The organism is Paenibacillus sp. CFBP 13594, assembly GCF_014842675.1.
Classification (GTDB): domain Bacteria; phylum Bacillota; class Bacilli; order Paenibacillales; family Paenibacillaceae; genus Paenibacillus; species Paenibacillus amylolyticus_B.
This window is the reverse complement of sequence record NZ_JACYVQ010000002.1, coordinates 423,991-448,723: the sequence shown is the minus strand read 5'-3', so window position 1 is coordinate 448,723 and position 24,733 is coordinate 423,991. Positions and strand designations below refer to the sequence as shown.

General features: G+C 45.0%; 23 protein-coding genes. 22 read left to right on the top strand and 1 reads right to left on the bottom strand.

The window, feature by feature from the left end:
* Positions 1-9 precede the first annotated feature (9 nt).
* Complete coding sequence (locus tag IFU39_RS09480; protein WP_105598201.1) at positions 10-561, top strand: nitroreductase family protein; 552 nt, start codon at positions 10-12, stop codon at positions 559-561.
* Between the two features lie 250 nt (positions 562-811).
* Here the strand turns inward: IFU39_RS09480 and IFU39_RS09475 are convergent, their stop codons facing one another.
* A complete protein-coding gene (locus tag IFU39_RS09475) occupies positions 812-2,422 on the bottom strand; it encodes a YifB family Mg chelatase-like AAA ATPase (protein ID WP_105598202.1) in 1,611 nt (536 codons plus the stop codon).
* Positions 2,423-2,901: 479 nt separating this feature from the next.
* Here IFU39_RS09475 and IFU39_RS09470 point away from each other — a divergent pair, with 479 nt between their 5' ends.
* From IFU39_RS09470 to flgG, 21 genes are all read left to right on the top strand, one after another.
* Entirely contained in the window at positions 2,902-3,357 is a 456-nt protein-coding gene (locus tag IFU39_RS09470) for a MarR family winged helix-turn-helix transcriptional regulator (RefSeq protein ID WP_036609387.1), read from the top strand.
* Positions 3,358-3,600: 243 nt separating this feature from the next.
* Positions 3,601-4,761, top strand: a complete 1,161-nt coding sequence (gene sucC, locus IFU39_RS09465; RefSeq protein WP_036609384.1) for an ADP-forming succinate--CoA ligase subunit beta — start codon at positions 3,601-3,603, stop codon at positions 4,759-4,761.
* A 63-nt stretch (positions 4,762-4,824) separates the two neighbouring features.
* Positions 4,825-5,754, top strand: coding sequence for a succinate--CoA ligase subunit alpha (gene sucD / locus IFU39_RS09460; protein WP_192132343.1), 930 nt, complete (start codon positions 4,825-4,827; stop codon positions 5,752-5,754).
* Between the two features lie 244 nt (positions 5,755-5,998).
* Positions 5,999-7,129 (top strand): DNA-processing protein DprA, encoded by a 1,131-nt coding sequence (dprA, locus tag IFU39_RS09455; RefSeq protein WP_192132340.1) that lies wholly within the window; start codon positions 5,999-6,001, stop codon positions 7,127-7,129.
* A gap of 116 nt (positions 7,130-7,245) precedes the next feature.
* Entirely contained in the window at positions 7,246-9,345 is a 2,100-nt protein-coding gene (gene topA, locus IFU39_RS09450; RefSeq protein ID WP_047842473.1) for a type I DNA topoisomerase, read from the top strand.
* A gap of 56 nt (positions 9,346-9,401) precedes the next feature.
* Positions 9,402-10,745 (top strand): FADH(2)-oxidizing methylenetetrahydrofolate--tRNA-(uracil(54)-C(5))-methyltransferase TrmFO, encoded by a 1,344-nt coding sequence (gene trmFO, locus IFU39_RS09445; protein WP_370511405.1) that lies wholly within the window; start codon positions 9,402-9,404, stop codon positions 10,743-10,745.
* A 26-nt stretch (positions 10,746-10,771) separates the two neighbouring features.
* Positions 10,772-11,314, top strand: a complete 543-nt coding sequence (gene hslV / locus IFU39_RS09440; RefSeq protein ID WP_076208907.1) for an ATP-dependent protease subunit HslV — start codon at positions 10,772-10,774, stop codon at positions 11,312-11,314.
* A gap of 116 nt (positions 11,315-11,430) precedes the next feature.
* Positions 11,431-12,831, top strand: a complete 1,401-nt coding sequence (gene hslU / locus IFU39_RS09435; RefSeq protein ID WP_036609375.1) for an ATP-dependent protease ATPase subunit HslU — start codon at positions 11,431-11,433, stop codon at positions 12,829-12,831.
* Between the two features lie 980 nt (positions 12,832-13,811).
* Entirely contained in the window at positions 13,812-14,219 is a 408-nt protein-coding gene (gene flgB / locus IFU39_RS09430) for a flagellar basal body rod protein FlgB (RefSeq protein ID WP_076208905.1), read from the top strand.
* 6 nt (positions 14,220-14,225) lie between these two features.
* A complete protein-coding gene (flgC, locus tag IFU39_RS09425) occupies positions 14,226-14,675 on the top strand; it encodes a flagellar basal body rod protein FlgC (protein ID WP_017689191.1) in 450 nt (149 codons plus the stop codon).
* A 58-nt stretch (positions 14,676-14,733) separates the two neighbouring features.
* Entirely contained in the window at positions 14,734-15,045 is a 312-nt protein-coding gene (gene fliE, locus IFU39_RS09420; protein ID WP_017689190.1) for a flagellar hook-basal body complex protein FliE, read from the top strand.
* 137 nt (positions 15,046-15,182) lie between these two features.
* Positions 15,183-16,766 carry a flagellar basal-body MS-ring/collar protein FliF gene (gene fliF / locus IFU39_RS09415; protein ID WP_091017304.1) on the top strand — a complete coding sequence of 528 codons (1,584 nt, stop codon included), beginning with the start codon at positions 15,183-15,185 and terminating at the stop codon, positions 16,764-16,766.
* Between the two features lie 11 nt (positions 16,767-16,777).
* Positions 16,778-17,794: a flagellar motor switch protein FliG gene (fliG, locus tag IFU39_RS09410; protein WP_047842476.1), complete on the top strand. Its 1,017-nt coding sequence runs from the start codon at positions 16,778-16,780 to the stop codon at positions 17,792-17,794.
* On the top strand, positions 17,787-18,650 hold the full coding sequence (locus IFU39_RS09405) for a FliH/SctL family protein (protein ID WP_192132338.1): 864 nt from the start codon (positions 17,787-17,789) through the stop codon (positions 18,648-18,650). Before fliG ends, IFU39_RS09405 begins: the two co-directional genes overlap by 8 nt.
* Entirely contained in the window at positions 18,637-19,956 is a 1,320-nt protein-coding gene (gene fliI / locus IFU39_RS09400; RefSeq protein ID WP_036609365.1) for a flagellar protein export ATPase FliI, read from the top strand. Before IFU39_RS09405 ends, fliI begins: the two co-directional genes overlap by 14 nt.
* Before the next feature lie 11 nt (positions 19,957-19,967).
* Entirely contained in the window at positions 19,968-20,420 is a 453-nt protein-coding gene (gene fliJ, locus IFU39_RS09395) for a flagellar export protein FliJ (protein WP_036670362.1), read from the top strand.
* 43 nt (positions 20,421-20,463) lie between these two features.
* Complete coding sequence (locus IFU39_RS09390) at positions 20,464-21,405, top strand: MotE family protein (protein ID WP_192132336.1); 942 nt, start codon at positions 20,464-20,466, stop codon at positions 21,403-21,405.
* Positions 21,406-21,444: 39 nt separating this feature from the next.
* Positions 21,445-22,833, top strand: coding sequence for a flagellar hook-length control protein FliK (locus tag IFU39_RS09385; RefSeq protein ID WP_192132334.1), 1,389 nt, complete (start codon positions 21,445-21,447; stop codon positions 22,831-22,833).
* Positions 22,834-22,852: 19 nt separating this feature from the next.
* The gene (locus IFU39_RS09380; protein ID WP_192132332.1) at positions 22,853-23,410 is read left to right on the top strand and encodes a flagellar hook capping FlgD N-terminal domain-containing protein; all 558 of its coding nucleotides are present in this window, start codon (positions 22,853-22,855) and stop codon (positions 23,408-23,410) included.
* On the top strand, positions 23,407-23,790 hold the full coding sequence (locus IFU39_RS09375) for a TIGR02530 family flagellar biosynthesis protein (RefSeq protein WP_047842481.1): 384 nt from the start codon (positions 23,407-23,409) through the stop codon (positions 23,788-23,790). Before IFU39_RS09380 ends, IFU39_RS09375 begins: the two co-directional genes overlap by 4 nt.
* 81 nt (positions 23,791-23,871) lie before the next feature.
* On the top strand, positions 23,872-24,687 hold the full coding sequence (flgG, locus tag IFU39_RS09370; protein WP_091017297.1) for a flagellar basal body rod protein FlgG: 816 nt from the start codon (positions 23,872-23,874) through the stop codon (positions 24,685-24,687).
* Positions 24,688-24,733: the final 46 nt, after the last annotated feature.

Sequence of the window (24,733 nt, the reverse complement as noted above, 5' to 3'; positions counted from 1 at the left end):
GTACGGCCGATGAGTAAAGCTACGAAAACAATAAATGAAGTCAGAAATGCGATTCAAAACCGTCGTACGGTGAAAAAATTCAAAAAAGAAGCTGTTCCTACACAGCAGATTATAGAATTGCTGGACACCGCAGTCTGGGCTCCTAACCATAAACTGCGTGAACCTTGGAGATTTTTATTGTTTACCGGGAATGGACGGAAGAAACTGGCTGAGGCTATTGATGCAGAAATGGGAGAAGACAACAAATTCTCAGCCAATATTATGCAAGTTCCATCCGTTATGCTTGTCGTGCTGGAAGAAGATCCAAGACAGAATATCTGGGACGAAGACTTTGCTGCGGTCAGTGCTTTGGTTCAGAACTTTATGCTTGCAGCCTGGAGTGAAGACATTGGAACGTTCTGGGTGACCAAGCCATTTTTGTACGCTCCCAAATTCCGCAAACCGCTTGGAATAGAGGCGGGAGAGAAGATTGTAGGCATGATTTATATGGGATACCCTGATGTTATTCCTTCTGCCAAAGAACGCACACCAGCTAAGGACAAACTCACTCTTTTTGAATAATATATTATTAAATTATTGTAGACCTTAGCTATATACGATCCCCTTATGTTACAGGGAAATTTACGTACAAGTACCTTTCTTCACAGAAGAGAAGGGCTTGTACGTTTTTTGTCATGTTGGCGTATCCGCATTGTAGAATCTGCATAAGGCACCTTTCTCGATTTTCCTCTGCTGTCTACAGTTGCATGCCCATTTCACTGCCTTTGGGTAAATCGACCCGTTCTTCTTCCATATGCTTCTTAAAATAGCTTCAAAATAAATTAAGATCCAGTTGACGATACTGGATGGCTTCAGCCACATGAGCTGTCACAATTTCACCTTCATGGTCCAGATCGGCAATGGTCTGTGCCATCTTGATAATCCGATCATGTGCACGCATGCTCAGGTTTAATGTTTGCAGCGTTTGCTCTAACAGTTGCTCTGCCTCTTGGGGGAGATGGATTGTTCGTCGCAAAAGCGTGCCGGATAGCTGGCTATTCCAACGAACCGAACTTTTGGCATAACGTGTAGCCTGAATTTGATGAGCGTGGATCACTTTTGCCTGCATTTCTTCAGAGGAAGGGGAAGCAGCAGACTTGCGCCACTCGCCTGGTGGAGGAACCTCAACCTGAAGATCAATACGGTCCAGCAGTGGTCCTGAAATCTTGGCTCGGTATGCGGCAACACGGGCTGGACTACATATGCAGCGTTGCTCCTCCGAATGAGCGGACAAATATCCGCAGGGACAGGGATTCATGGAACATGCAAGCATGAACTGGGCCGGAAAGGTGAATGCAGCGCGAGCCCGACTAATTGTCACTGTGCGATCCTCTAACGGCTGCCTTAATACCTCCAGCACTTGGCGCTGGAATTCAGGTAATTCATCCAGAAACAATATGCCCCGGTGGGCAAGGCTCACTTCACCCGGTTTCGGGATACCACCGCCTCCAATCAGACCAGAAGTGGATATTGTATGATGAGGCGAGCGAAAAGGTCTGTCTGCAATCAGGCCTTGAGGCGCTTCTTTCAATTTGCCTGCGGCACTTAATACTTTGGTGACTTCCAATGCTTCATCTTCTGACAAAGGAGGAAGGATGGAAGGCAGACGTTTGATTAACATCGTTTTGCCCGTGCCTGGCGGTCCAACGAGCAATATGTTATGCATGCCTGCTGCTGCAATCATAAGCGCGCGTTTTACATGATGCTGCCCCAGAACATCGCTATAGTCATCTGCAAATAATGGTGTTTGTCTTGGCTTCCTATCCGCCATCTTATGAGTCATATCCGTTATAGGAGCAGCGAGGTGTACATAATTTTTCAACACGACTGGTCCTGCATTCGAATTATTTGGTATCCTCACTGAACTAGCGGGTTGATCTGGGTTTTCTGGAGCAATATCTTGTAAATGACGAATGCCAAACACCTGGATACCTCGAATCAGTGACGCTTCCTCCACGTTATCCAAAGGCAGGAGCACGGACGTAAAGCCTTGTCGTTTGGCCAGATCCACCATGGATAAAATGCCGGGCACGGACCTGATCGAACCGTCCAACGCCAGTTCGCCAACCACTAGTGTCCGTTCCTTGGGAGGGAGTACAAGCTGGCCGCTTGTCATGAGTAAACCAATAGCAATAGCTAGGTCAAAGGAGGATCCCTCCTTGCGCAGATCAGCGGGGGCCAGATTGATTGTGATCCGCTGTAAAGGATACTGATATCCGCAGTTTTTAATCGCTGCACGGACACGTTCAACGGCCTCACGAATGGCTGAATCCGGTAATCCGATGATGGACGTCTGTGGCAGACCATTGGATAAATCGGTTTCCACCTCGATCAGAACGCCATCGATTCCGTACAAACACGCACTGTGCAATTTTCCGTACATAACAAAGAAACACCTCACTCGATTCTTGACTCCGCATAATACGGGTCAGTCTACGAATTAAGGTGCTTCCTCAGCTTCTACTAAGCATTTTATATAAAAGGAATCATGGAGTCAACCTGTCATTGTCATTGCCGCAGTCATCTTTCCTGATCCCTGAATTTTATTTCTGGAAGGAAATCATTAAATTACTTTGGCGAAAATGGTTACGTATAAACTTTCATTATGTTTATTAGATTTGACTCGAGAAAGCGTGGATCTGTTCGATGGACTTATCTATTATTGTTGTTAAATCATGGGGATGAACTGCTGATTATCTAATCATATTTATGTTTTACACAATCTAATTTATCATAATTAAATTGATTAGTAAAATCATTTGTGCTCAATTATTCTGTTTTTTTTCTATTTTGTGATAGTATAGAACTATAGTTCCTGTGTTATAAGGAATAGAATGCACAATAGGCAGGTGAGAAAGACATATGCAGACTGACAGTTTGAAGCTGGATAACCAATTATGCTTTGCCATATATGCTTGTTCACGTGAGATTACGAAGATGTACCAGCCTTATCTGGAGGTGCTCGGCGTAACGTATTCCCAGTATTTGGTGTTGATGGTTTTGTGGGAACGTGAAGAATGTACGGTTAAAGAGATCGGGGAGGCTCTCTATCTCGATTCGGGAACGTTGACACCCCTTCTCAAACGTTTGCAGTCAGCAGGACTTATTAATCGCGAACGCTCGGCTCAGGATGAACGAAAAGTATTAATTACACTAACCGACTCGGGCCGTGAGTTGCGGAACAAGGCATTATCCATACCTGAATCCATTCAGGGAGATGCGTGTTTGAACAGTACAGAGTTTGAAACATTGCTGGGTCAGTTCAAAGGATTGCTGGAGAAAGTTCACGAAACCAACACGAACGCAGCCAAAAAATAAAATGTAGTTTTACATCAAGGAAACCTCAGTTTTTAGCTGAGGTTTTTTCCATATATACCCAAGCATTCACAATATGGGATCATACTCATATCAAAATACTGTCTATTAAACATTAATTTTTTAAGGAAAGCGTTTTAAAAACGTGTTACAATGAATTGGGTTTAAGTGAAAATAGTCAACATTTGTCTTTTGTTAGTCTACCAACCCGCCTTGTTGCAGTCATGTTGATAGGAGGATTCGAGAATGAATATCCATGAATATCAAGGAAAAGAAGTACTGAAACAGTATGGAGTTACCGTTCCAAACGGAAAGGTTGCTTATACAGTCGATGAAGCGGTTGCGGCCGCAGAGGCATTGGGCAGTCCGGTGACTGTTGTTAAAGCACAAATTCACGCAGGTGGCCGGGGTAAAGCCGGCGGCGTAAAAGTGGCAAAGAGTACGGATGAAGTTCGTGCCTATGCTTCCGAAATTCTGGGCAAAGTATTGGTAACACACCAGACTGGACCAGAAGGCAAAGAAGTGAAACGTCTTCTGATTGAAGAAGGATGCGATATCCGCAAAGAGTATTATGTGGGTGTTGTTGTGGACCGTGCCACAGGCCGTGTAGTTATGATGGCTTCCGAAGAAGGCGGTACTGAGATTGAAGAAGTAGCTGAAGCTACACCTGAGAAAATTTTCAAAGAAATCATTGACCCTGCCATTGGATTGCAAGTGTTCCAGGCCCGTAAACTGGCTTACAGCATTAAGATTCCGAATGAACTGGTGAACAAAGCTGTTAAGTTCATGCTCGCGCTGTACACTGCATTTGTCGAAAAAGATTGCTCTATTGCCGAGATCAATCCTCTCGTTGTTACCGGAGATGGAAACGTTATCGCGCTAGATGCAAAATTGAACTTTGACTCCAACGCCCTGTTCCGTCATAAAGACATTTTGGAACTGCGTGACCTGGATGAAGAGGATGAAAAAGAAATCGAAGCTTCCAAATACGACCTCAGCTACATAGCACTTGATGGCAACATCGGCTGTATGGTCAATGGTGCGGGACTTGCGATGGCAACGATGGACATTATCAAATACTACGGTGGAGACCCGGCCAACTTCCTTGACGTTGGGGGCGGTGCGACAACGGAGAAGGTGACTGAAGCATTTAAGATCATCTTGTCCGATGCCAAAGTAGCTGGGATCTTCGTTAACATCTTCGGTGGCATCATGCGCTGTGATGTTATCGCCAATGGTGTTGTTGAAGCCGCGAAGCAGCTTGGCCTGACCAAACCGCTGGTTGTTCGTCTTGAAGGAACTAACGTGGAGCTTGGCAAACGTATTCTGGGTGAATCTGGCCTGAATATCGTTCCTGCTGATTCCATGGCCGATGGTGCACAGAAAATTGTTGCCCTCGTAAAATAAGTTCATTCCTTAGTACCGGAGCTGTCCGGGAATTGAAAAATAACCGTAAGGATGTGAAGCAACGTGAGTATTTTGATCGATAAAAATACAAAAGTCATTACGCAAGGCATTACGGGTTCAACGGGAATGTTCCACACGAAGGGCGCATTGGACTACGGAACCCAGATGGTAGGCGGAGTTACACCGGGTAAAGGCGGAACTAATGTGGATATCACGTTGGAAGACGGCACAGTAGCTAGTCTGCCGGTGTTCAACACTGTGCAGGAAGCGAAGGAGGCTACAGGCGCAACAGCGAGCGTCATTTACGTTCCTCCTGCATTTGCAGCAGATTCCATTATGGAAGCTGTTGATGCTGAGCTGGACCTCGTAATCTGTATTACAGAAGGTATTCCGGTTCTTGACATGATCAAGGTTGACCGCTTCATGGAAGGTAAAAAAACCGTCCTGATCGGACCAAACTGTCCAGGTGTCATTACACCAGGCGAATGTAAAATCGGTATCATGCCTGGTTATATCCATATGGCAGGGCACGTAGGCGTTGTTTCCCGTAGTGGAACACTTACCTATGAAGCCGTTCATCAACTGACGACACGTGGCATTGGACAATCTTCTGCTGTAGGAATCGGGGGAGACCCTGTAAAAGGCTCCGAGTTCATTGATATCCTCAAACGGTTCAATGAAGATCCACAGACTCATGCGGTCATCATGATTGGTGAGATTGGTGGTACAGCTGAAGAGGATGCTGCAGATTGGGTACGTGAAAACATGACCAAACCGGTTGTTGGCTTTATCGGTGGCGTAACAGCGCCTCCAGGCAAACGGATGGGCCATGCTGGCGCTATTATCTCTGGCGGTAAAGGTACAGCCAAAGAGAAAATTGCGAAGCTGGAATCATGTGGAATCAAAGTAGCACCAACTCCTGCTGAGATGGGTTCAACTTTGGTGAGTGTACTTGAGGAACGCGGTATTTTGAATTTGTGCACGACACATTAATTCTTTTTCGTTATAATAGAAGAAACGGCTCGGAAATGATTTATTTCTGGTAGACCGACTATTATGGTTACGGAAAAGGTAAGCAACCTTTTGTCCTTGAACAGGGCGAAGGGTTGCTTTTTTGCGTTTTTTTTACGGGAAAAGGGGGAGGAATTGTCTCTCATCTGCGTAAACGCTTGCATTCCGTGGTCACTTAACACACAATATGAGGGAAGATCTCTTCCCACTTTGGGAGGTTTATGGTATGGAAGAACGATGGATCTTGTTTGGGTTGCATGAGATGGAGGGTATTGGCAAGAAAACAATCTCGAAACTGATTTTGGGACAACATGAATTAACCGAACTATTGAATTATGGGGAAAACGACTGGGTCGCAGCAGGCTTGCGCAAAGATCAGGCTGCCCGTTTGGCTAGCCAATTTACTATCGACTGGATTGAGAGTAAAAGAGAACACGTTTACAATCAGGGGATAGAGGTTATTACTTATCTGGATCAGAATTATCCCATATTAATGAAGGAAACCGTTCAGCCTCCCTGGGTAATGTATGCTCGAGGGGATGTTAGTTTGCTACACGATTCGTCTATTGCCATGGTGGGAACTCGTATGCCAACCGTGTATGGACGCAAAGTTGGGGAAAAGCTTGCAGAGCAATTATGCAATGCAGGACTGACGATTGTAAGCGGGCTTGCCCGCGGTATTGATAGCGTATGTCATGAGGCAGTACTACGTGCAAAGGGAAAAACGATCGCAGTATTCGGAACAGGGATTGATAATATATACCCTCCCGAAAATACAAGTCTCGCTGAGCGAATCGCGGAGACGGGGCTGCTTTTGTCGGAGTATCCACCAGGTACGAGAGCGCGCCAGGGATTATTTCCGGAACGGAATCGAATCATTGCCGGTCTGACACTGGGAACATTGGTTGTTGAGGCTGACATTCGCAGTGGTTCACTCATTACAGCAGATGCTGCGCTTGAAGCAGGCAGGGATGTATTTGCAGTCCCTGGACCTATTACATCGCCGAAAAGTCGGGGAGCACACAATCTTATCCGTCAAGGGGCCAAATTGGTCACTTGTGCAGCAGATGTATTGGAAGAGTATCGATTGGGCTTGCCAAATGCAGAACAACTTCCTTACAATAGAGGACGTTCGACCGAAACAACCGAGCCTTCCGGGCGAGGGATATTCGCTGAGGTTAAGCTCTCTCCAGATGAACAACGCGTGATTTATCTGTTGGAACAGGGAGAACAATCATTGGATCAAATGGTTGAGCTGCTTGGTTGGGATTTTGGACATTTGCATTCAGTTCTGTTATCTTTAATCATAAAAAAGCAGATTAGCCAATTACCAGGCACTAAATACGCGAGGGTATGACGAAGCTACAACCTACGTAGTGCGTGGAAATATATAATTAGCAGAAGTTATTAACTATGCATAAGCTTACAGAAACAGTTTCATGACAGTTTCATGACTGAGAGGAGGATGAACCTATGGCGGATGCACTCGTAATCGTGGAGTCGCCCTCAAAGGCGAAGACGATAGGCAAATATTTAGGCAGCAAGTTCATCGTAAAAGCTTCGATGGGGCATATTCGCGATTTGCCAAAGAGTCAGATCGGCGTTGAGGTAGAGAATGATTTTAATCCGAAATATATTACGATCCGCGGCAAAGGTTCAATTCTGAAAGAACTGAAGGATGCACGTAAGAAAGTGAAAAAAGTGTATCTCGCAGCTGACCCGGATCGCGAAGGTGAGGCTATCGCATGGCATTTAGCCCATGCCCTTGAACTGGACGATACGGCAGATTGCCGGGTAGTATTTAATGAAATTACAAAACAGGCGGTCAAAGATGCGTTCAAAACGCCGCGGAAAATCAATATGGATTTGGTTAACGCGCAGCAGGCAAGACGTATTCTGGATCGGCTCGTTGGATATAAAATTAGTCCGTTATTATGGAAGAAAGTGAAAAAAGGTTTGTCAGCAGGCCGAGTTCAGTCCGTGGCTGTTAAAATCATTTTAGATCGTGAAAATGAAATTGATGATTTTGAGCCGGAAGAATACTGGAGCATTACCGCCAAACTGACAGCAGACGGCAATCCGTTTGAAGCCAAGTTTCATAAACTGAACGGGGCCAAAACAGAGCTGGGCAGTGAAGCGGAAGTGCAAGCGATCCTGAAACAGATCGAAGGTGCAGACTTTACGATCAAGGAAGTTAAAGAGAAAGAACGGAGCCGTAACCCCTCCGCCCCGTTTACGACAAGTTCTCTGCAACAGGAAGCGGCACGTAAATTGAATTTCAGAGCTTCCAAGACGATGTCGGTCGCCCAACAACTATATGAAGGTGTAGACCTTGGAAAAGAAGGCACAGTAGGTCTCATCACGTATATGCGTACGGACTCCACACGAATTGCGGCATCTGCACAAGAAGAAGCCAAAGAATATATCGTTGGTAAGTATGGTGAGCCATTTGCACCTGAGACTCCACGAAACTATTCCAAAAAAGCAGCTAATGCTCAGGATGCGCATGAAGCGATTCGTCCAACTTCAATTCTGCGTGACCCTGACTCAATCAAGTCATTCATGAGTCGCGATCAGTTCCGGTTGTATAAACTGGTATGGGAACGTTTTGTAGCGAGCCAGATGTCTTCGGCTATTCTGGACACACTCTCTGTAGATATTGCTGCGGGGGACACCATTTTCCGTGCAGCAGGTTCGAAGGTACGATTCCAAGGTTTCATGAAGGTATATGTTGAAGGAAACGACGATGGTACAACTGATGAAGATCGTCTGCTGCCTCCGTTGAAAAGTGGAGATGTGCTTGAGAAGCAGGAGATTGAGCCAAAACAGCATTTTACACAACCGCCACCCCGATATACGGAGGCAAGGTTGGTTAAGACGCTTGAGGAGTTGGGTATAGGGCGTCCGAGTACATATGCGCCAACACTGGAGACCATTCAGAAGCGCGGATATGTTGCAATTGAGGAAAAGAAATTCATGCCAACGGAGCTTGGTGAACTGGTCATCGAACAGATGGAAGAGTTTTTCCCGGAAATCCTGAATGTAGAATTTACCGCAAACATGGAAGGTGATCTTGACCATGTGGAGGAAGGTTCGGAGGATTGGGTCAAAGTACTCGCAGAATTCTATGAATCTTTTGAGAAACGGCTTGAATTTGCGGAAGAAGAAATGAAAGAAATCGAGATTGAAGACGAAGTATCGGATGAGATCTGTGAGAAGTGCGGCAAACCGCTGGTTTATAAACTCGGACGTTTTGGCAAGTTTCTTGCGTGCTCTGGCTTCCCTGATTGCCGGAATACCAAACCGATTATCAAGGATATCGGCGTGACTTGTCCGAAGTGTAAGGAAGGTCATGTTGTAGAGCGTCGTAGTAAAAAAGGACGTATTTTCTACGGTTGTGACAAATATCCTGAATGTGATTTTGTCTCATGGGACAGACCTTCAGCTAAACCATGTCCAAGTTGCGGATCGCTAATGATTGAAAAGCGGAACAAAAAGGGAGCACGATTGCAGTGTACTTCATGTGATCATCAGGAGCCGGTGGATGAACCGGATGACGAATCAGCAGATTAGTATATATGTGAATCAATTCAATTATAGTGAAATATGAAATTGCTTTATGGGGGTAAATGATTTTGACGAATGAACAACAAGTAACCGTTATTGGTGCCGGGCTGGCAGGAACAGAAGCGGCCTGGCAGATTGCAAGTCGCGGCGTACGCGTAAAATTATACGAGATGAGACCTGTTGTGAAAACGCCAGCTCATCATACGGATAAATTTGCAGAACTGGTATGTAGCAATTCGCTGCGTGCGAATGGATTGACCAATGCAGTGGGTGTGTTAAAAGAAGAAATGAGAATGCTCAATTCTCTTGTATTGTCAGCAGCAGACAAACATGCGGTTCCCGCAGGTGGGGCACTTGCTGTGGACCGGGATGGATTTTCAGGTGAGATTACATCCACGTTGCACCAGCATCCGCTCATCGAAGTGGTGAATGAGGAACTAACTTCTTTGCCGGAAGATGGCATCGTTGTTGTTGCAACGGGACCGCTGACTTCACCTGCATTGTCTGAGCAAATCAAGGCACTAATGGGGGAAGAGTATTTCTACTTCTATGACGCAGCTGCACCGATCATCGAAAAAGATTCAATTGATATGAATAAAGTGTATCTGGCTTCCCGTTATGATAAGGGTGAAGCGGCATATCTGAACTGTCCGATGACAGAAGAAGAGTTTGATGTCTTCTATGAAGCTCTCATTACTGCTGAAGTCGCTCAATTAAAAGAGTTTGAGAAAGAAATCTACTTTGAAGGCTGTATGCCAATCGAAGTGATGATGAAACGGGGAAAACAGACGGCTCTGTTTGGTCCAATGAAACCGGTAGGTCTGGTTAATCCTCATACAGGAGAGTTGCCACATGCGGTTGTTCAGCTTAGACAGGACAATGCAGCTGGAACACTGTATAACTTGGTGGGCTTCCAAACGCATCTGAAGTGGGGAGAACAGAAACGTGTCTTTTCTCTTATTCCTGGACTTGAAAATGCAGAATTTGTTCGTTATGGCGTAATGCACCGAAATACATTTATTAACTCTCCTAAACTGCTTCTTCCGACGTATCAGTTTAAAGAGCGTCCTAACCTGTTCTTTGCAGGTCAGATGACGGGTGTAGAAGGATATGTGGAATCTGCTGCATCAGGGCTGATTGCCGGCATGAACGCAGCCAAAGCAGCACTTGGGCAGGAACTGGTGGTATTGCCGGTAGAAACAACACTTGGCAGTATGGCTCAGTATATTACAACTGCTGACTTCAAGCACTTCCAACCAATGAACGCAAACTTTGGTTTGTTGCCGAAGCTTGAAACGAAAATCCGTAACAAAAAGGAAAAAAATGAAGCTCTTGCACAGCGTGCACTGGATGGCATCACTAGTTTTGCTGCGGCAGAAGGTCTAACTGTTCCAGAACGCGTATAAATTATTCGTGGGAGGATGCTGATATCATGGATATGTCATTTCATGCTACAACGATCTGTGCTGTTCGTCATAATGGTAAGGCAGCAATCGCAGGAGATGGTCAGGTGACCATGGGCCAAAGTGTTGTGATGAAGAATACAGCCAAGAAGGTAAGACGTTTGTACCGCGGACAGGTTGTTGCTGGCTTTGCTGGTTCTGTGGCGGATGCGATCACCCTGTTTGAGAAATTCGAAGGTAAGCTGGAGGAGCACCATGGTAACTTGCAGCGTGCCGCGGTAGAGCTTGCCAAGGATTGGCGTCAGGATCGGATCTTGCGTAAGCTTGAGGCGCTCTTGATTGTGATGGACAAATCAGGTATGCTGCTCATTTCAGGCGGCGGGGAGATTATCGAACCGGATGATGACGTTATTGCTATCGGATCAGGTGGAAACTTTGCCTTATCTGCTGCGCGTGCGTTGAAACGTCATGCAGTAAACCTGGAAGCGAAAGATATTGCGCGTGAATCGCTTCAGATTGCATCGGAGTTATGTGTATATACCAATAGTAATATTATTGTAGAAGAGTTATAAGCCAAAGAAATCTCCCGTAGTGGAGCATGATTCTGTAATCTGCTCCAGGACGTCTAGGGGATTCTTTGTCCTTGTTAGGAAAAATAAATTCAACATACTGGTAGGAGGGAAGCAATATGAATACTCAAGCGTTAACACCGAGACAGATTGTTGCAGAGCTTGACAAGTATATTGTAGGTCAAAAGAAAGCTAAAAAATCGGTAGCGGTAGCTCTTCGTAATCGTTATCGGCGTAGCCTTTTGCCTGAGCACACTCAGGACGACATTGTGCCTAAAAATATCTTGATGATTGGACCTACCGGTGTGGGTAAAACGGAAATCGCTCGTCGCCTCGCTAAACTGGTAGGTGCGCCATTTGTGAAAGTGGAAGCTACCAAGTTCACGGAAGTAGGTTACGTTGGCCGTGACGTTGAATCGATGGTGCGTGATCTGATTGAGACATCATTGCGGATGGTGAAGTTGGAGCGGACTGAAAAAGTGAAGGACAAAGCTGAAGAAGCCGCCAATGAGCGAATTGTACATATTTTGGCTCCTTCACAGTCCAAGTCCAAGAGTCAGCGTAATCCCTTTGAGATGATCTTTGGTAATAATGGCAACAACGTTCAGGAACAGGATGAGCCAGAACCGGATACTGGGGTTGCCGAACGCCGCCGTAAGATCAAGTTTGATCTGTTGTCCGGCAAGTTGGAGGATGACATCATTGAGATTGATGTCGAAGACACTGCGCCTAACATGATGGACATGTTTGCTGGACAAGGTAATGATCAGATGGGCATGAATATGCAGGAGATGTTTGGCAGCCTCTTACCTCGTCGTACGAAAAAGCGCAAGCTCGCTATTAAAGAAGCGCGCAAAGTGTTGACCCAGGAAGAAGCAGGCAAATTGATCGATATGGATGATGTTACACAAGAATCCATTCGTCGAGCAGAGCAGACAGGTATCATTTTCATAGATGAAATTGACAAGGTTGCCAGTCAAGGGCGCGGTAGTGGTCCTGATGTATCCCGTGAGGGTGTGCAACGTGACATATTGCCTATCGTAGAGGGCTCTACAGTAATGACGAAATATGGCCCTGTCAAAACGGATTATATCCTGTTTATGGCAGCTGGCGCATTCCATGTCGCCAAACCCTCTGATCTCATTCCCGAGCTTCAGGGACGCTTCCCAATTCGTGTGGAACTAAGCAGTCTAACACTGGAGGAGTTTGTATCCATTCTGACTGAACCCCAAAATGCACTGACCAAGCAGTATGTTGATCTGTTGCGGACAGAGAATATTGAGATTGAGTTCTCGGATGAGGCCATTCGCGAGATTGCCAAATTGGCTGAATCCGTCAATCAAAATACAGAAAATATAGGCGCTCGTCGATTGCATACGATTCTTGAAAAGCTTTTGGAGGATTTATCCTTTGAGGCACCTGAGCTTACACTGGAACGTATGGTTATCACTCCTGAGTATGTCCGGGAGAAATTAAATGATATTGCGCTTGATCGTGATTTGAGTCAGTATATCCTGTAACATGGGACTAGCAACGTAGTTGTTAAAATGATGTTATAAATGAACGGTATGCAAGAGAGTAGAGAACATTTGTGTGATCGACAAAGGGAAGCAATCCTTTAGCGATTCATAGAGGCCCTCTTACTTGACGCATATCGTTTATTTTTGTTTCCATCTAAAGGATTTTGAAGTTACAACCGATAAAAGATGTGTGGTTGTTATACGGATCGACAAAACCTAGGACTTGTGCCGCATGTATACGAAGTTAAAACCTATCGGAGTGATAATTATTCTTCGTTTCAATACCCAACGATTCCCATTAAAAGGATTTTCCTTATTCCAAGTCTGGTCATCGGTTTAGTCGATAGATTGGTAAATGTTGCGTAAATGCGCAAAATTATGAATTGTAGAAAAGTGTGAAGCCACTAATTGTTTTCTTAAAATTAAAATATAGAGACTCTACTTAATTGTTAAGAAAGTGTTGTGTAGGAAGGACGAGTTTTCTTCATTCTTGAAAGATAATTTGTCAATTGATTAATATACAGCTTTGTATGTATACCTATCGTATTGTCCATAAACCCTTAGTATAACAGCAAAAAATTCTAACATTATCAACTATGAAATATTCGGAAATATACATAATTACGGGCGTTGTAAGCTCATGTTGAGACTTGAAAGTTTTTTTTTATTTTAAGAATGTTTAAGAACAATAAGGGAGAGTATTAACATACTTTTGTTTTGGGCCCGAACATTTACGAAAAAATTCATAATTTGCAGAAAATACACAAAAAGCCCCGTCTTTCAGAAAAGATAGGGCTTTTTTCTTATTGTAATATATCCCAAACTCGAAGAAACTTATGTTATACGACAACATCAGAGTTAATTCTACTTAAGTCCTAGAAAACCGTGTAAAGACGAATGTTTTTGTCGAAAAAACATAAGAATTTTCAAGGGAAAAGATTCAATCTTTTTCCATTACTTCTAAAGAGAGGAGGGGGATTGTGAATCTTTTAAACGATATCAGCTTTAAAAGATTGCAAGGTGCACTCGATGCGTCCAATATCAGACAACGAACGATTGCTGACAACATCGCGAACGCCGATACCCCGTATTTCAAGCGCTCGAACGTTTCTTTTGAAGAAATGTTGCAAGGGCAAATGAATGGAGATATGCCTGTTCTTAAGGGTAAAGTAACTGATGCAAGGCATTTTGTCATAGGTCCTTCCTCTTCCGTACCAACGCCAGTAGTTAATATGGACCAGTCAACTTCCATGAATAACAACGAAAACAATGTCGATATAGACAGGGAAATGAGTCTTCTGGCGGAGAATCAGTTGCGTTATAACGCTTATATTCAGCAAGTGAACGAACAAATTAAAATCATGCGTGTTGGCGTGGAAGGGAGATAACCTAAATTGAACATTAGTAATAGTTTTAGTATCAGTAGCTCAGCGCTGACAGCCCAACGGTTGCGGATGGACGTTATATCTTCCAACATTGCCAACGCAGAGACGACGCGCGCGAGCGTATCCAATGGTGAAGCGGTCCCTTACAAACGTAAAATGGTTGTGCTTGAGCCGAATAAAACGTCATTTGGTACGATGCTGCAAAATCAGATGAGAGGTAGCGGTTCAGGAGATGGCGTAAGAGTAACGGAGATTCGCGAGGATCAGTCACCTTTGAAGCCTGTGTATGACCCTTCTCATCCGGATGCAAACGCAGAAGGATATGTATTTATGCCTAATGTGGATATTGCGAAAGAAATGGTTGACATGATTTCTGCCTCGCGTTCCTATGAAGCAAACGTAACAGCACTGAATTCAACCAAAGCGATGATCTCCAAAGCTTTGGAGATTGGAAGATAATCTGCTTTGAGATGAAAATAAGAAAAATACAAACCAGGGATGAAGGGGAGGGACATTAATGATTCAGAACAACATGTTTAGCACACAGGGGATACAACCGCTACAGATGAAGAGTGCAACCGAAAGTAAGCCTTCTACACCAGCCGAAACCATTCAGAGCTTCGGTACATACTTACAGAATGCATTAGGGTCCGTTGCAGCACAGGAGGCTCAATCGCATGAAATGTCGAATCAATTTTTGGTCGGCAAAGCGAATGTGGATCAGGTGATGATTGCTTCAGAACAGGCCTTGTTAAGCCTACAACTCACAACTCAAGTCCGAAACAAAGTGGTCGAAGCATACCAGGAAGTTATGCGAACGCAGTTATAAAATAACCTACTTGCGCTTCGATAATAGCGCTGATCATTACAACAAAGCAGCTGCGATGCTGCTCCTGATCGTCAACCTATGAAACGGCTGGGGTTGAGTAAGGACAGACTAAGCAAAGTTTCGGATGGGGTGACAGAGTGAATGAGAGAATTGCCCAGTACAGGGATAAGGCATCCCAGTATTGGAATAGTTTTAGCAAAAAGCAAAAAGTATTATTTATTTCCACCTTCCTGTTTCTGATTTTGGCTGCAGTTGTACTCACGATGCAATTGTCAAAAACGGAATATGAAGTTGCTTTTACAGATTTGAATGCAAGTGATTCAGCGGGCGTAATCAGTTATCTCGATTCATCTAGCATTCCATACAAATTAAGTTCAGATGGCAAGACCATATCTGTACCGAGTACAAGTGTTGCAATTGCAAAGGTGAACGTTGGATCTCAAGGGATTATTCAGAATGGTTCATTAGGATATAAGTCATTCGAGGAGTCATCATCCCCCATCGGGATGACGGATAAAGAGTTTGATGTAAAGTACAACAACGCTATAAACGGAGAAGTTGAACAGTTACTTCAGCGGATGCAAGGGATACAGGATGCTAAAGTACTGGTTAATATGCCGAAAGATAACATCTTTGCTGGTTTAGAAGAACAAGACAAAGCATCAGCATCGGTAGCTCTCCAATTCAAACCGGGTTATCACCCAAATCAGGCAGCGGTAGATGGATACTTTAACTTGGTCAAAACTGCAATTCCTAATCTGCCTGTTGAGAATATCACGATTACAAACACAGATGAAGCAGAATTGATTCCAACTGCCCGAGGTGGCAGTGGCGGGTTGTCTTCCGAAGTTCAAGAGAACATGGCACTACAGAAAAAGTTTGAAAACGATGTCCGTAATAACGTGAAGCAATTCCTTTCCCAGATTGTAGGCGAAGACAAAGTTAATGTTTTGGTAGCCTCCAAGCTTAATTTTGACAAAGAAACACGTAAGGAAAATCTGGTCACACCTGTTGATGTAGATAATATGAAAGGCATCGAGATCAGTGTGCAGGAGATTCAAAAGAGCTACACTGGCGCAAGCAATCCCACAGGTGGTGTTGCTGGCACAGGACAAGAGGAAGTTCCGGGTTACCCATCATCTGATGCAGCCGGTAACTCTACCTCTGAAGAATCATCAAGTACTATAAACTACGATGTTAATCGAATCGCCAAGGATATCATTTCCAGTCCGTATACTGTAAAAGACTTAACCATTAATGTTGCAGTTGAACCACCGAATGGAGAAACAGAATTACAGGGACCGGTTCAGGACGCAATTGAGAACATTTTGGTTAACATTGTTCGTGCTTCACTGGCAGACTCAGGCACTATAATAAGTGACGCCGATCTGACAAAGAAAGTTTCAGTCATGTCACAAGGATTCCAGTCTGCCTCTGCAGACAATACAGGTTTCCAGCTTTCCTCAACGATGATGTGGGGTGGAGGCGCACTCATAGCGGCATTGATCGCAGCGGTAGTTATTTTGTTAGTACGCCGTCGCCGCAAACAAAACGAAGTCGAAGAAGAAGAGATTCCTCTTCCAATAGCAACAGAGTTCCCGTCCATTACGCTGGACAGTGTAACGAACGAAAGTCAGGTGCGCAAACAATTGGAGAGTTTGGCCAAGAAAAAGCCAGACGAATTCGTCAATCTGCTGCGTACATGGCTGGCTGACGAATAGAGGTGAACGCATTGGCGAAGGCAAGCAGTCAAGGTTTGACTGGAAGACAAAAAGCAGCAATTTTGTTGATTACATTAGGTCCGGAAGTATCGGCTCAGATCTTCAAACATCTGCGTGACGAGGAGATTGAGCAACTGACGTTGGAGATTGCCAACGTTCGCAAGGTTGATTCTTCCGAAAAGGACATGATCATGGCCGAGTTTCACCAGATCTGTCTGGCGCAGGAATATATCTCTCAGGGCGGTATCAATTATGCGAGAGAAATCCTGGAGAAAGCTCTGGGTTCTTCAAAAGCACTTGAAGTCATTAACCGTTTGACAGCTACGCTGCAAGTCAGACCGTTTGACTTTGCACGCAAAGCGGATCCGAACCAAATTTTGAACTTTATTCAGAATGAAAGCCCGCAAACGATTGCCCTGGTTCTGTCTTACCTGCAATTCGAACAGGCAGCAGCGATTCTATCATCCTTGCCACAAGAGAAACAGGCAGATGTCGCTCGCCGGGTGGCTGTTATGGATAGTACTTCGCCGGAAGTCATCTCTCAAGTGGAGCGGGTTCTGGAACAGAAACTATCTTCTACCGTAACGCAGGATTACACGAATGCGGGTGGTATTGAATCGATCGTTCAGATTCTGAACGGAGTCGATCGGGGTACAGAGCGTACCATTTTGGACTCGCTCGAGATTCAGGATCCTGAGCTTGCAGAGGAAATCAAAAAACGCATGTTTGTATTCGAAGATATCGTCAATGTGGATGATCGTTCGATTCAGCGCATTATTCGGGATATCGACAACGCAGATTTGCAGCTGGCACTCAAAGTGGCAAGCGAAGAAGTTCGGGATGCCGTGTTCCGGAATATGTCGAAACGGATGTCCGAGACATTCAAAGAAGAGATGGAATTCATGGGACCTGTGCGATTGCGTGATGTTGAGGAAGCTCAGACACGTATCGTAGGAACGATACGCAGATTGGAAGAAGCCGGTGAGATCATTATCGCACGCGGTGGAGGAGATGATATCATTGTCTAATTTGATTAAGTCTTTCCAGTATGTACCCGTTGATGACCGTAAAAAACTTGAAAATCATCATCATTATGGTGGTGCTGAGGAGTCAGAAACGGAATTATACGGTGATAGTGCTGAAGATTCTGAAGCAGAAACGCTTCAAGCACGCGTGGACGAAGAAACACAACGTCTTACCGCAGAGATGCTGGAAGATGCCAAGGAGTTTGCAGAAAAGCAAGTACGTGAAGCTTCAGAAGAGGCAGAGCGCATGCTTCAAGAGGCCCGTGAACAGATCGACAGCTGGTGGCAGGAACAACGACAACAGGATGAACATCTGACTGAAGCGCTTCGTTCACAAGGTTTCCAACAGGGTTTTGAAGAAGGCAAAGTACAAGCTGAACTGGATCTCCAGGTGCAGATCGAAAAGATGATGATTGAAGCCCAGGAAGTGCTCAAGGAAGCTTATGTAGCTAAAGATCAGATCATTCAGGAAGCCGAACCGTTCCTCGTGGAACTCGCTTGCGGGATCGCTGAGAAGGTCATTGATAAGCAACTTACCATTGAACCCGATCATACATTGGAACTGATTCGTCAGAGTTTGTCACGTAAACGGGAGCAGGGTTTGATCACACTCTGTGTGGCACCTGATCAGTTTTCATTTGTACAGGCAGCTCGTGAAGAATTATCTCTGTCCATTGACTCTCAGGCAGAATTGCAGATTTTGCCTGATTCAACGGTCAAAGATAAGGGTTGTGTCATTCGTTCTTCGTTCGGAAGTGTAGATGCGAGAATTGATACACAGCTTGCTGAGATAAAAAAAGAACTGGTCCGCATAGCACTTGAGGATGAGGAGCGAAAAAATCAACATGAAGGTTCTTAGTTCACAGCGATATATGGAACATTTGCGCCAATTCGATCCTGTTCGTATTAACGGCAAAGTTACTCAGGTCATTGGTCTTATGGTGGAGTCAGAAGGGCCAGATGCAAGTATCGGTGACGTATGTTATATCTATCCTGGTAAATCGGCCAAACCTCTACAAGCCGAAGTTGTTGGGTTTCGAGATAACAAAGTGCTGCTTATGCCACTGGGTGAACTTCAATCCATTGGTCCTGGTTGCGATGTAGTAGGTACGGGTAAACCACTCGGCGTTCAGGTAGGCTCCGAATTGCTCGGTAAAGTGCTGGACGGACTTGGGCAGCCGCTAGACGGTTCCCTTCTCCCATCCAGAATGCCGATGTATTCTACCTCCAATACTCCGGTTAATCCAATGGATCGTCCACGTGTACTTGAAACGATGGGTGTTGGTGTAAGAGCTATCGACGGATTGTTGACCGTAGGTAAGGGACAGCGTGTAGGTATTTTTGCCGGTTCTGGTGTTGGTAAGAGTACGTTGATGGGCATGATCGCTCGGAATACGGCAGCAGATGTCAATGTCATCGCGCTTGTAGGTGAGCGTGGACGTGAGGTTCGCGACTTTATCGAACGGGATCTGGGTCCAGAAGGACTGGAACGCTCCGTAGTCATTGTTGCAACTTCAGATCAGCCTGCCCTGATTCGGATTAAGGGAGCAGTTATTGCGACCACTATTGCAGAGTATTTCCGAGATCGTGGAATGAATGTGATGCTCATGATGGATTCGGTAACCCGATATGCGATGGCACAAAGGGAAGTGGGTCTGGCCGTAGGTGAACCTCCGGCAATGAGAGGATATACGCCATCGGTTTTTGCAAGTTTGCCCAAACTGCTTGAACGGGCGGGTACAGGACCTACCGGTTCGATTACAGCCTTTTACACCGTTCTGGTCGATGGGGATGACATGAATGAACCGATCGCGGATGCGGTAAGGGGTATTCTGGATGGACACATTGTGTTAAATCGATCCATTGCAAATAAGGGTCATTTTCCAGCGATTGATGTGCTAGCCAGCATAAGCCGTGTTATGAAGGATATTGCTCCGGAAGAGCAGTTGGAAGCCGTTAATAATATGAAACGTTTGATGGCTGTGTACAAAGAATCGGAAGATTTGATCAATATTGGAGCTTACCAGCGGGGATCAAATGCAGCCATAGATGAATCGATAGACCAGATTGATAGTATATGGAACTTTACCAAGCAGAAAGTCGACGAGAAAGTCACTTTAAGTGAAGTACAGGAACGTTTGATTCTTGAATTTGCAAGGAGATGAATGGGTAAACGATGAAATTTCGATATCATTTCCAGAAAGTTGTTGACCTGAAGAGTAATGAAAAAACACAGGCAGAGTGGATGTTATCCACAGCGATCGGTAAACTTCAGACGGAGGAAGAACATCTGATACAACTTCTTAATGATAGAAGTAATCTGATCGGCATTATCCAATCTGCTACGGAAAATACAGCGTCTGTAAACAGTCTGCAGGAGATGCAGCGTTATGTACATCACCTTGACGAGTGCATTTCACGCAAAAACAGTGATGTTAAACATGCTCAGGTCAATGTGCAACGGAATCAGACGTTTCTGAACGGTAAGATGGTTGATGAAAAAGTATGGCTTGGAGCGAGAGACAAGGCAAAAATCAAATTTCAGCAGGAGATGCTCCTCCGGGAACAGAACGATCTGGACGAGATGGCTACTGTACGCTTCGCTGCCAAAGCCGGACGCGCGAATTGATGTGAGCCGGACGCGAAGTTGTCTCGTGAAGGAGGAATGAACGATGGCTGTTAAAGATGATAGCGACATGGAAAAAGAGTCGGGAGGCGGTTGGGAAAAATTTCTCATGATTTCAATCCCGATTGTATTCACCGTAGTATTGCTAGGTGTACTACTAACGCTATTTAATGTAGATATTCGTAATAATTTGTTTGAATTCGCCAATAAGATACCGGTAGTCAAGGAATGGGTACCTGATCCTGTATTGGATCCGGAGAAGGAGAAGCTGGAGAAGAGCGAGCAGCAGGTTGAAAGTGCTGAAGCCACAATCGAAAAGCTGAAATCCCAAGTAACCGCCAAAGAAACAGAGCTCAAGGCAGCACAGGAAGCAACAACAACCGAAGCAAAGAAGGCCAGGGACCTTCAGAAGAAGTTGGATGATGCGGAAAAAGCGGCTGAAACGGCTACAGCAGCAACGCCCGAAACGGAATCTGATTATCAGAAACAAATCAAGGATTTGGCTAAAATGTATGCTGATATGAGCCCAAGCAAAGCAGCACCGATTTTGCAAAATATGACGAATGAGGAAATGGTATTGTTGTTGAATGCCATGCAGTCATCTGCTCGGACCAAGGTGCTTGAAAAGATGGACCCGAAAACAGCAGCCGACGTCACTATGATGATGAAGGATGCTAAACCGTCCGGGGATCTGGCACTGGATGCGCTGCAATCCAGATTGAAGAAAGAAACCGCAGCAACTTCAACTGCATCCACAACCACTAGCAAAAACCTGGATAAAAACCAGCTTAGTCAAACATTTGCTTCGATGTCTGCTTCAAGTGGTGCCAAGCTATTATTGGAAACATACAAGTTAAGTCCTGACAAAACATTGACCATCCTGAATTCAGTAGATGATGCAACACGCTCTCAATTGCTTGAGAACATGTCTTCAGAGGACTCGGTTGAAACTGCAAAAATTTTGAACAGATTAATGGGTAACAAGTAGAGTTGATTACACTGTATAACCGAGAGGAGGTGAAAATAAATGTCGATTGTATATCAAATGGCATCCACAGCATCTGCAAAAGCAACGGGAGCAGGTCAGACGACTGGAGCACAATCGAAAGGTTCAGCTGCAGGTGCTATCGGTGAATTTCTCCAAACTCTTGCACAATCGTTATCTGGAGGAAACACAGAAGGTGATAGTTCAAGCGCTACTGGAAGTTTAACTGCCAATCCGTTGGTGATTTCCTTTGCTACAAGTGAAGAAGGAGAAGCGGCATCAATCACGGCTGTACTGAATTCGTTGTTCACGGACTTGGATGTGCTTGACGAAGCTTTGGAAAATGACCCAGCTCTGCTTGCAGGTTTGCAAACTCTGATCCAACAGATGTATACACAATTAAGTAATCCTTCAGGTACTAATGCAGAAGGTTCCGACGAGTCTTCGAACGGAGCGGAAAGCATAAAAACAGTACCCGCAATTGAATTGTCGCAGCATCCGGCAGCAGTACGTTTTGTTCTGCAAGATATGCTTACACAATTAGTAGCTGGAATGAATGATCCTGAGAGTAACGTTGCGAAGAACGCTCCTGAATTCAAACATTTGTTACAATCTCTGCAGAGTCAGCTTCAAGAGGCTGGAGTGGATACCACTAGTAACAAAGGATGGACTGAACTGAAATCCATACTGGATACATTGACTGCAGTTAAGGATCAGACTGCACAGGTCGCTCCAAGTACTTCGCTTCAAACATCCAAACAGGATTCGGTCGTACCACAAGTTCTTGTTGCGGCAGTGGCGAATTCTGGAACCCAGGTGAAAGCTGAGGCTGAGACAACATCTGCTTCAAATGCAGGTGGAGAAGTGGAACACTCAACCATCATTACTGCAGGAGAGCTGTCCTTGCGTTCATCAGGTACAACAGTAGGAAAACCGGCTGAACCTGTAATGCAAACATCACAGTTTGCCAAGGAAATGACACAGTTTGTTGTTAACAAGCTGGATATTGTCCAGCAAAAAGGATTTTCCGAGGCAACCATCTCACTTCGGCCTGAGCATCTAGGTAAATTGGATGTTCAAATTACCTTGCAGAACGGGCAGTTGGTTGCACGGTTTATGACTGAGCATACGATGGCTAAAGACATGCTTGAACAACAAATGACGCAGCTGCGTTCTTCACTTCAAGCCCAGGGAATTCAAGTGGAACGACTTGAGGTTACCCAGAACAGTTCAATCGGATCACAGATGTATCAGGACGGAGGCCGTCAGCCGGGAAGTAACTCTCAACAACAACGCCGTTCGCGTGAGCGTGAGGAACAATCGGATGATGCTATAGCTACAGCAGGGGTTCAAGAAGAATTGCGTAACTGGCGTAGCGAGCAAGTCGAAGGAAATGAATTACAGAGAGATACGTTTAGTGCTAAGGCTTAAACAGAAATGAGGTGAGCATATGGCTAATGAAATTGTCTCAACGAATAATACCTGGCCGAACTATTCGGCAGCCAATAAAGCAACCACAAGTGCTGCAACAAAAGAATTGGGTAAAGATCAGTTTCTAAAAATCCTGATTACCCAGTTGCAAAATCAAGACCCGATGCAGCCGATGGAGGATAAGGAATTTATCGCTCAAATGGCACAGTTCAGCTCCGTGGAACAATTGGTCAATATTTCTACGCAGCTTAAAACATTGAACCAGTCCCTTGGTGCTGTATCCGGCATGATTGGCATGGAGGTAAGTTGGCTTTCTTCTAATAAAGATGATAACGGAACTCTTCGTCAGGGTATTGTAGATTCCATCATTGTAAGAGATAGCGTCCAATACGCAAAAGTAGGCAACGACGAGATTAAGCTGGATGAGATCATTCAGGTGAATTATCCAAAACAGGCAGAAGAGAGCCAAACTCGGGTACAGAACGTTCAGGATGTAACCCCTGAAACGAACGAGAGCCAGGAAGTTGAATCATCTGCTGAAACGGGTGATACGGAAGATAGCGGGAAAACGATATGAGTGATCGCATAACGGTTGGACAATTATACGCAGGCCCGATTACACCGAATATGCTTCAAAGACCCAAAACGGGAGAAGCTTCGGCTATACCCGAAAAACCTTTTGCAAAGGTGCTGGAAGATAATCTTCTGAAATTGAGCAATCATGCTGCCAAACGATTGGAACAGCGTGGTATTGAACTCAAGACTGAGCAAATGGAACAGATTGGTTCTGCTTTGGACAAAGCTGCTGCCAAAGGAGCCAAAGAGTCGTTGATTTTAATGCAGGATATGGCTTTTATCGTCAATGTCAAAAATCGTACTGTGGTTACAGCTATGGATAGTGAGAGCATGAAGGATAATGTGTTCACTCAGATTGATAGTGCCGTAATCATTTCTTAACCGGCTGGCCCTTCTCGGGAGCCGGAATGCCGCTGACCGACTGATGCGGTAACCAAATGAAGACTGGGAGGATTTTTAAAAATGATAAAATCAATGTACTCAGGCGTTTCCGGGATGCGGGGTTTCCAAACAAAACTCGACGTAATTGGTAACAATATTGCGAACGTAAACACGGTTGGCTTCAAAGGCAGTCGGGTTATGTTCAAAGATATTATGAGCCAAACAACGGCAGGGGTAACTGCCCCTGGCGATGCAAGTGGTGGTGTCAATGCGAAACAAATCGGTCTTGGTGTAACGGTAGGTTCAATTGATACGCTGCATCTGGCAGGTAGCCCAATGACAACGAATAATCCAACAGATCTTCGGATTAATGGAGATGGATTCTTCTTGGTACGTTTGAGTGAAGATCAGGAAGTACCTTACCTGACTCGTGCGGGGGATTTTCATGTGGATGCTGCACGTAACCTTTTGACATCGGATGGATTGTTTGTTCTGGATAACGGTGGCGGAAATATTACCATTCCAGATGACGTCGTTTCCTTTACGATTGGTCAGGATGGAACGATTAACCAGACCATGGCAGACGGAACTATCGAAGCGGGAGCACAACTTGGTATCGGAAAAGTGGTCAATCCAGAAGGTCTTGAGAAAATTGGGGGCAACTTGTACCGTATGACAGCAAACGCGAATCCGGATGGGGCACTGGAACCATTGACAGCGAACAGTGCTGAGGACGGAACGGGAGCAATCATTGCTGGACAGCTCGAAATGTCTAATGTGGATCTGACCGGTGAATTTACTGAGATGATCGTAGCTCAGCGTGGATTCCAGGCCAACTCCCGGATCATTACAACGTCGGATGAAATACTTCAGGAAGTTGTTAACCTGAAACGTTAATAGCTGATTAATGAATTTTTAAAACGTGGGGGAGCTTGCTCCTCCC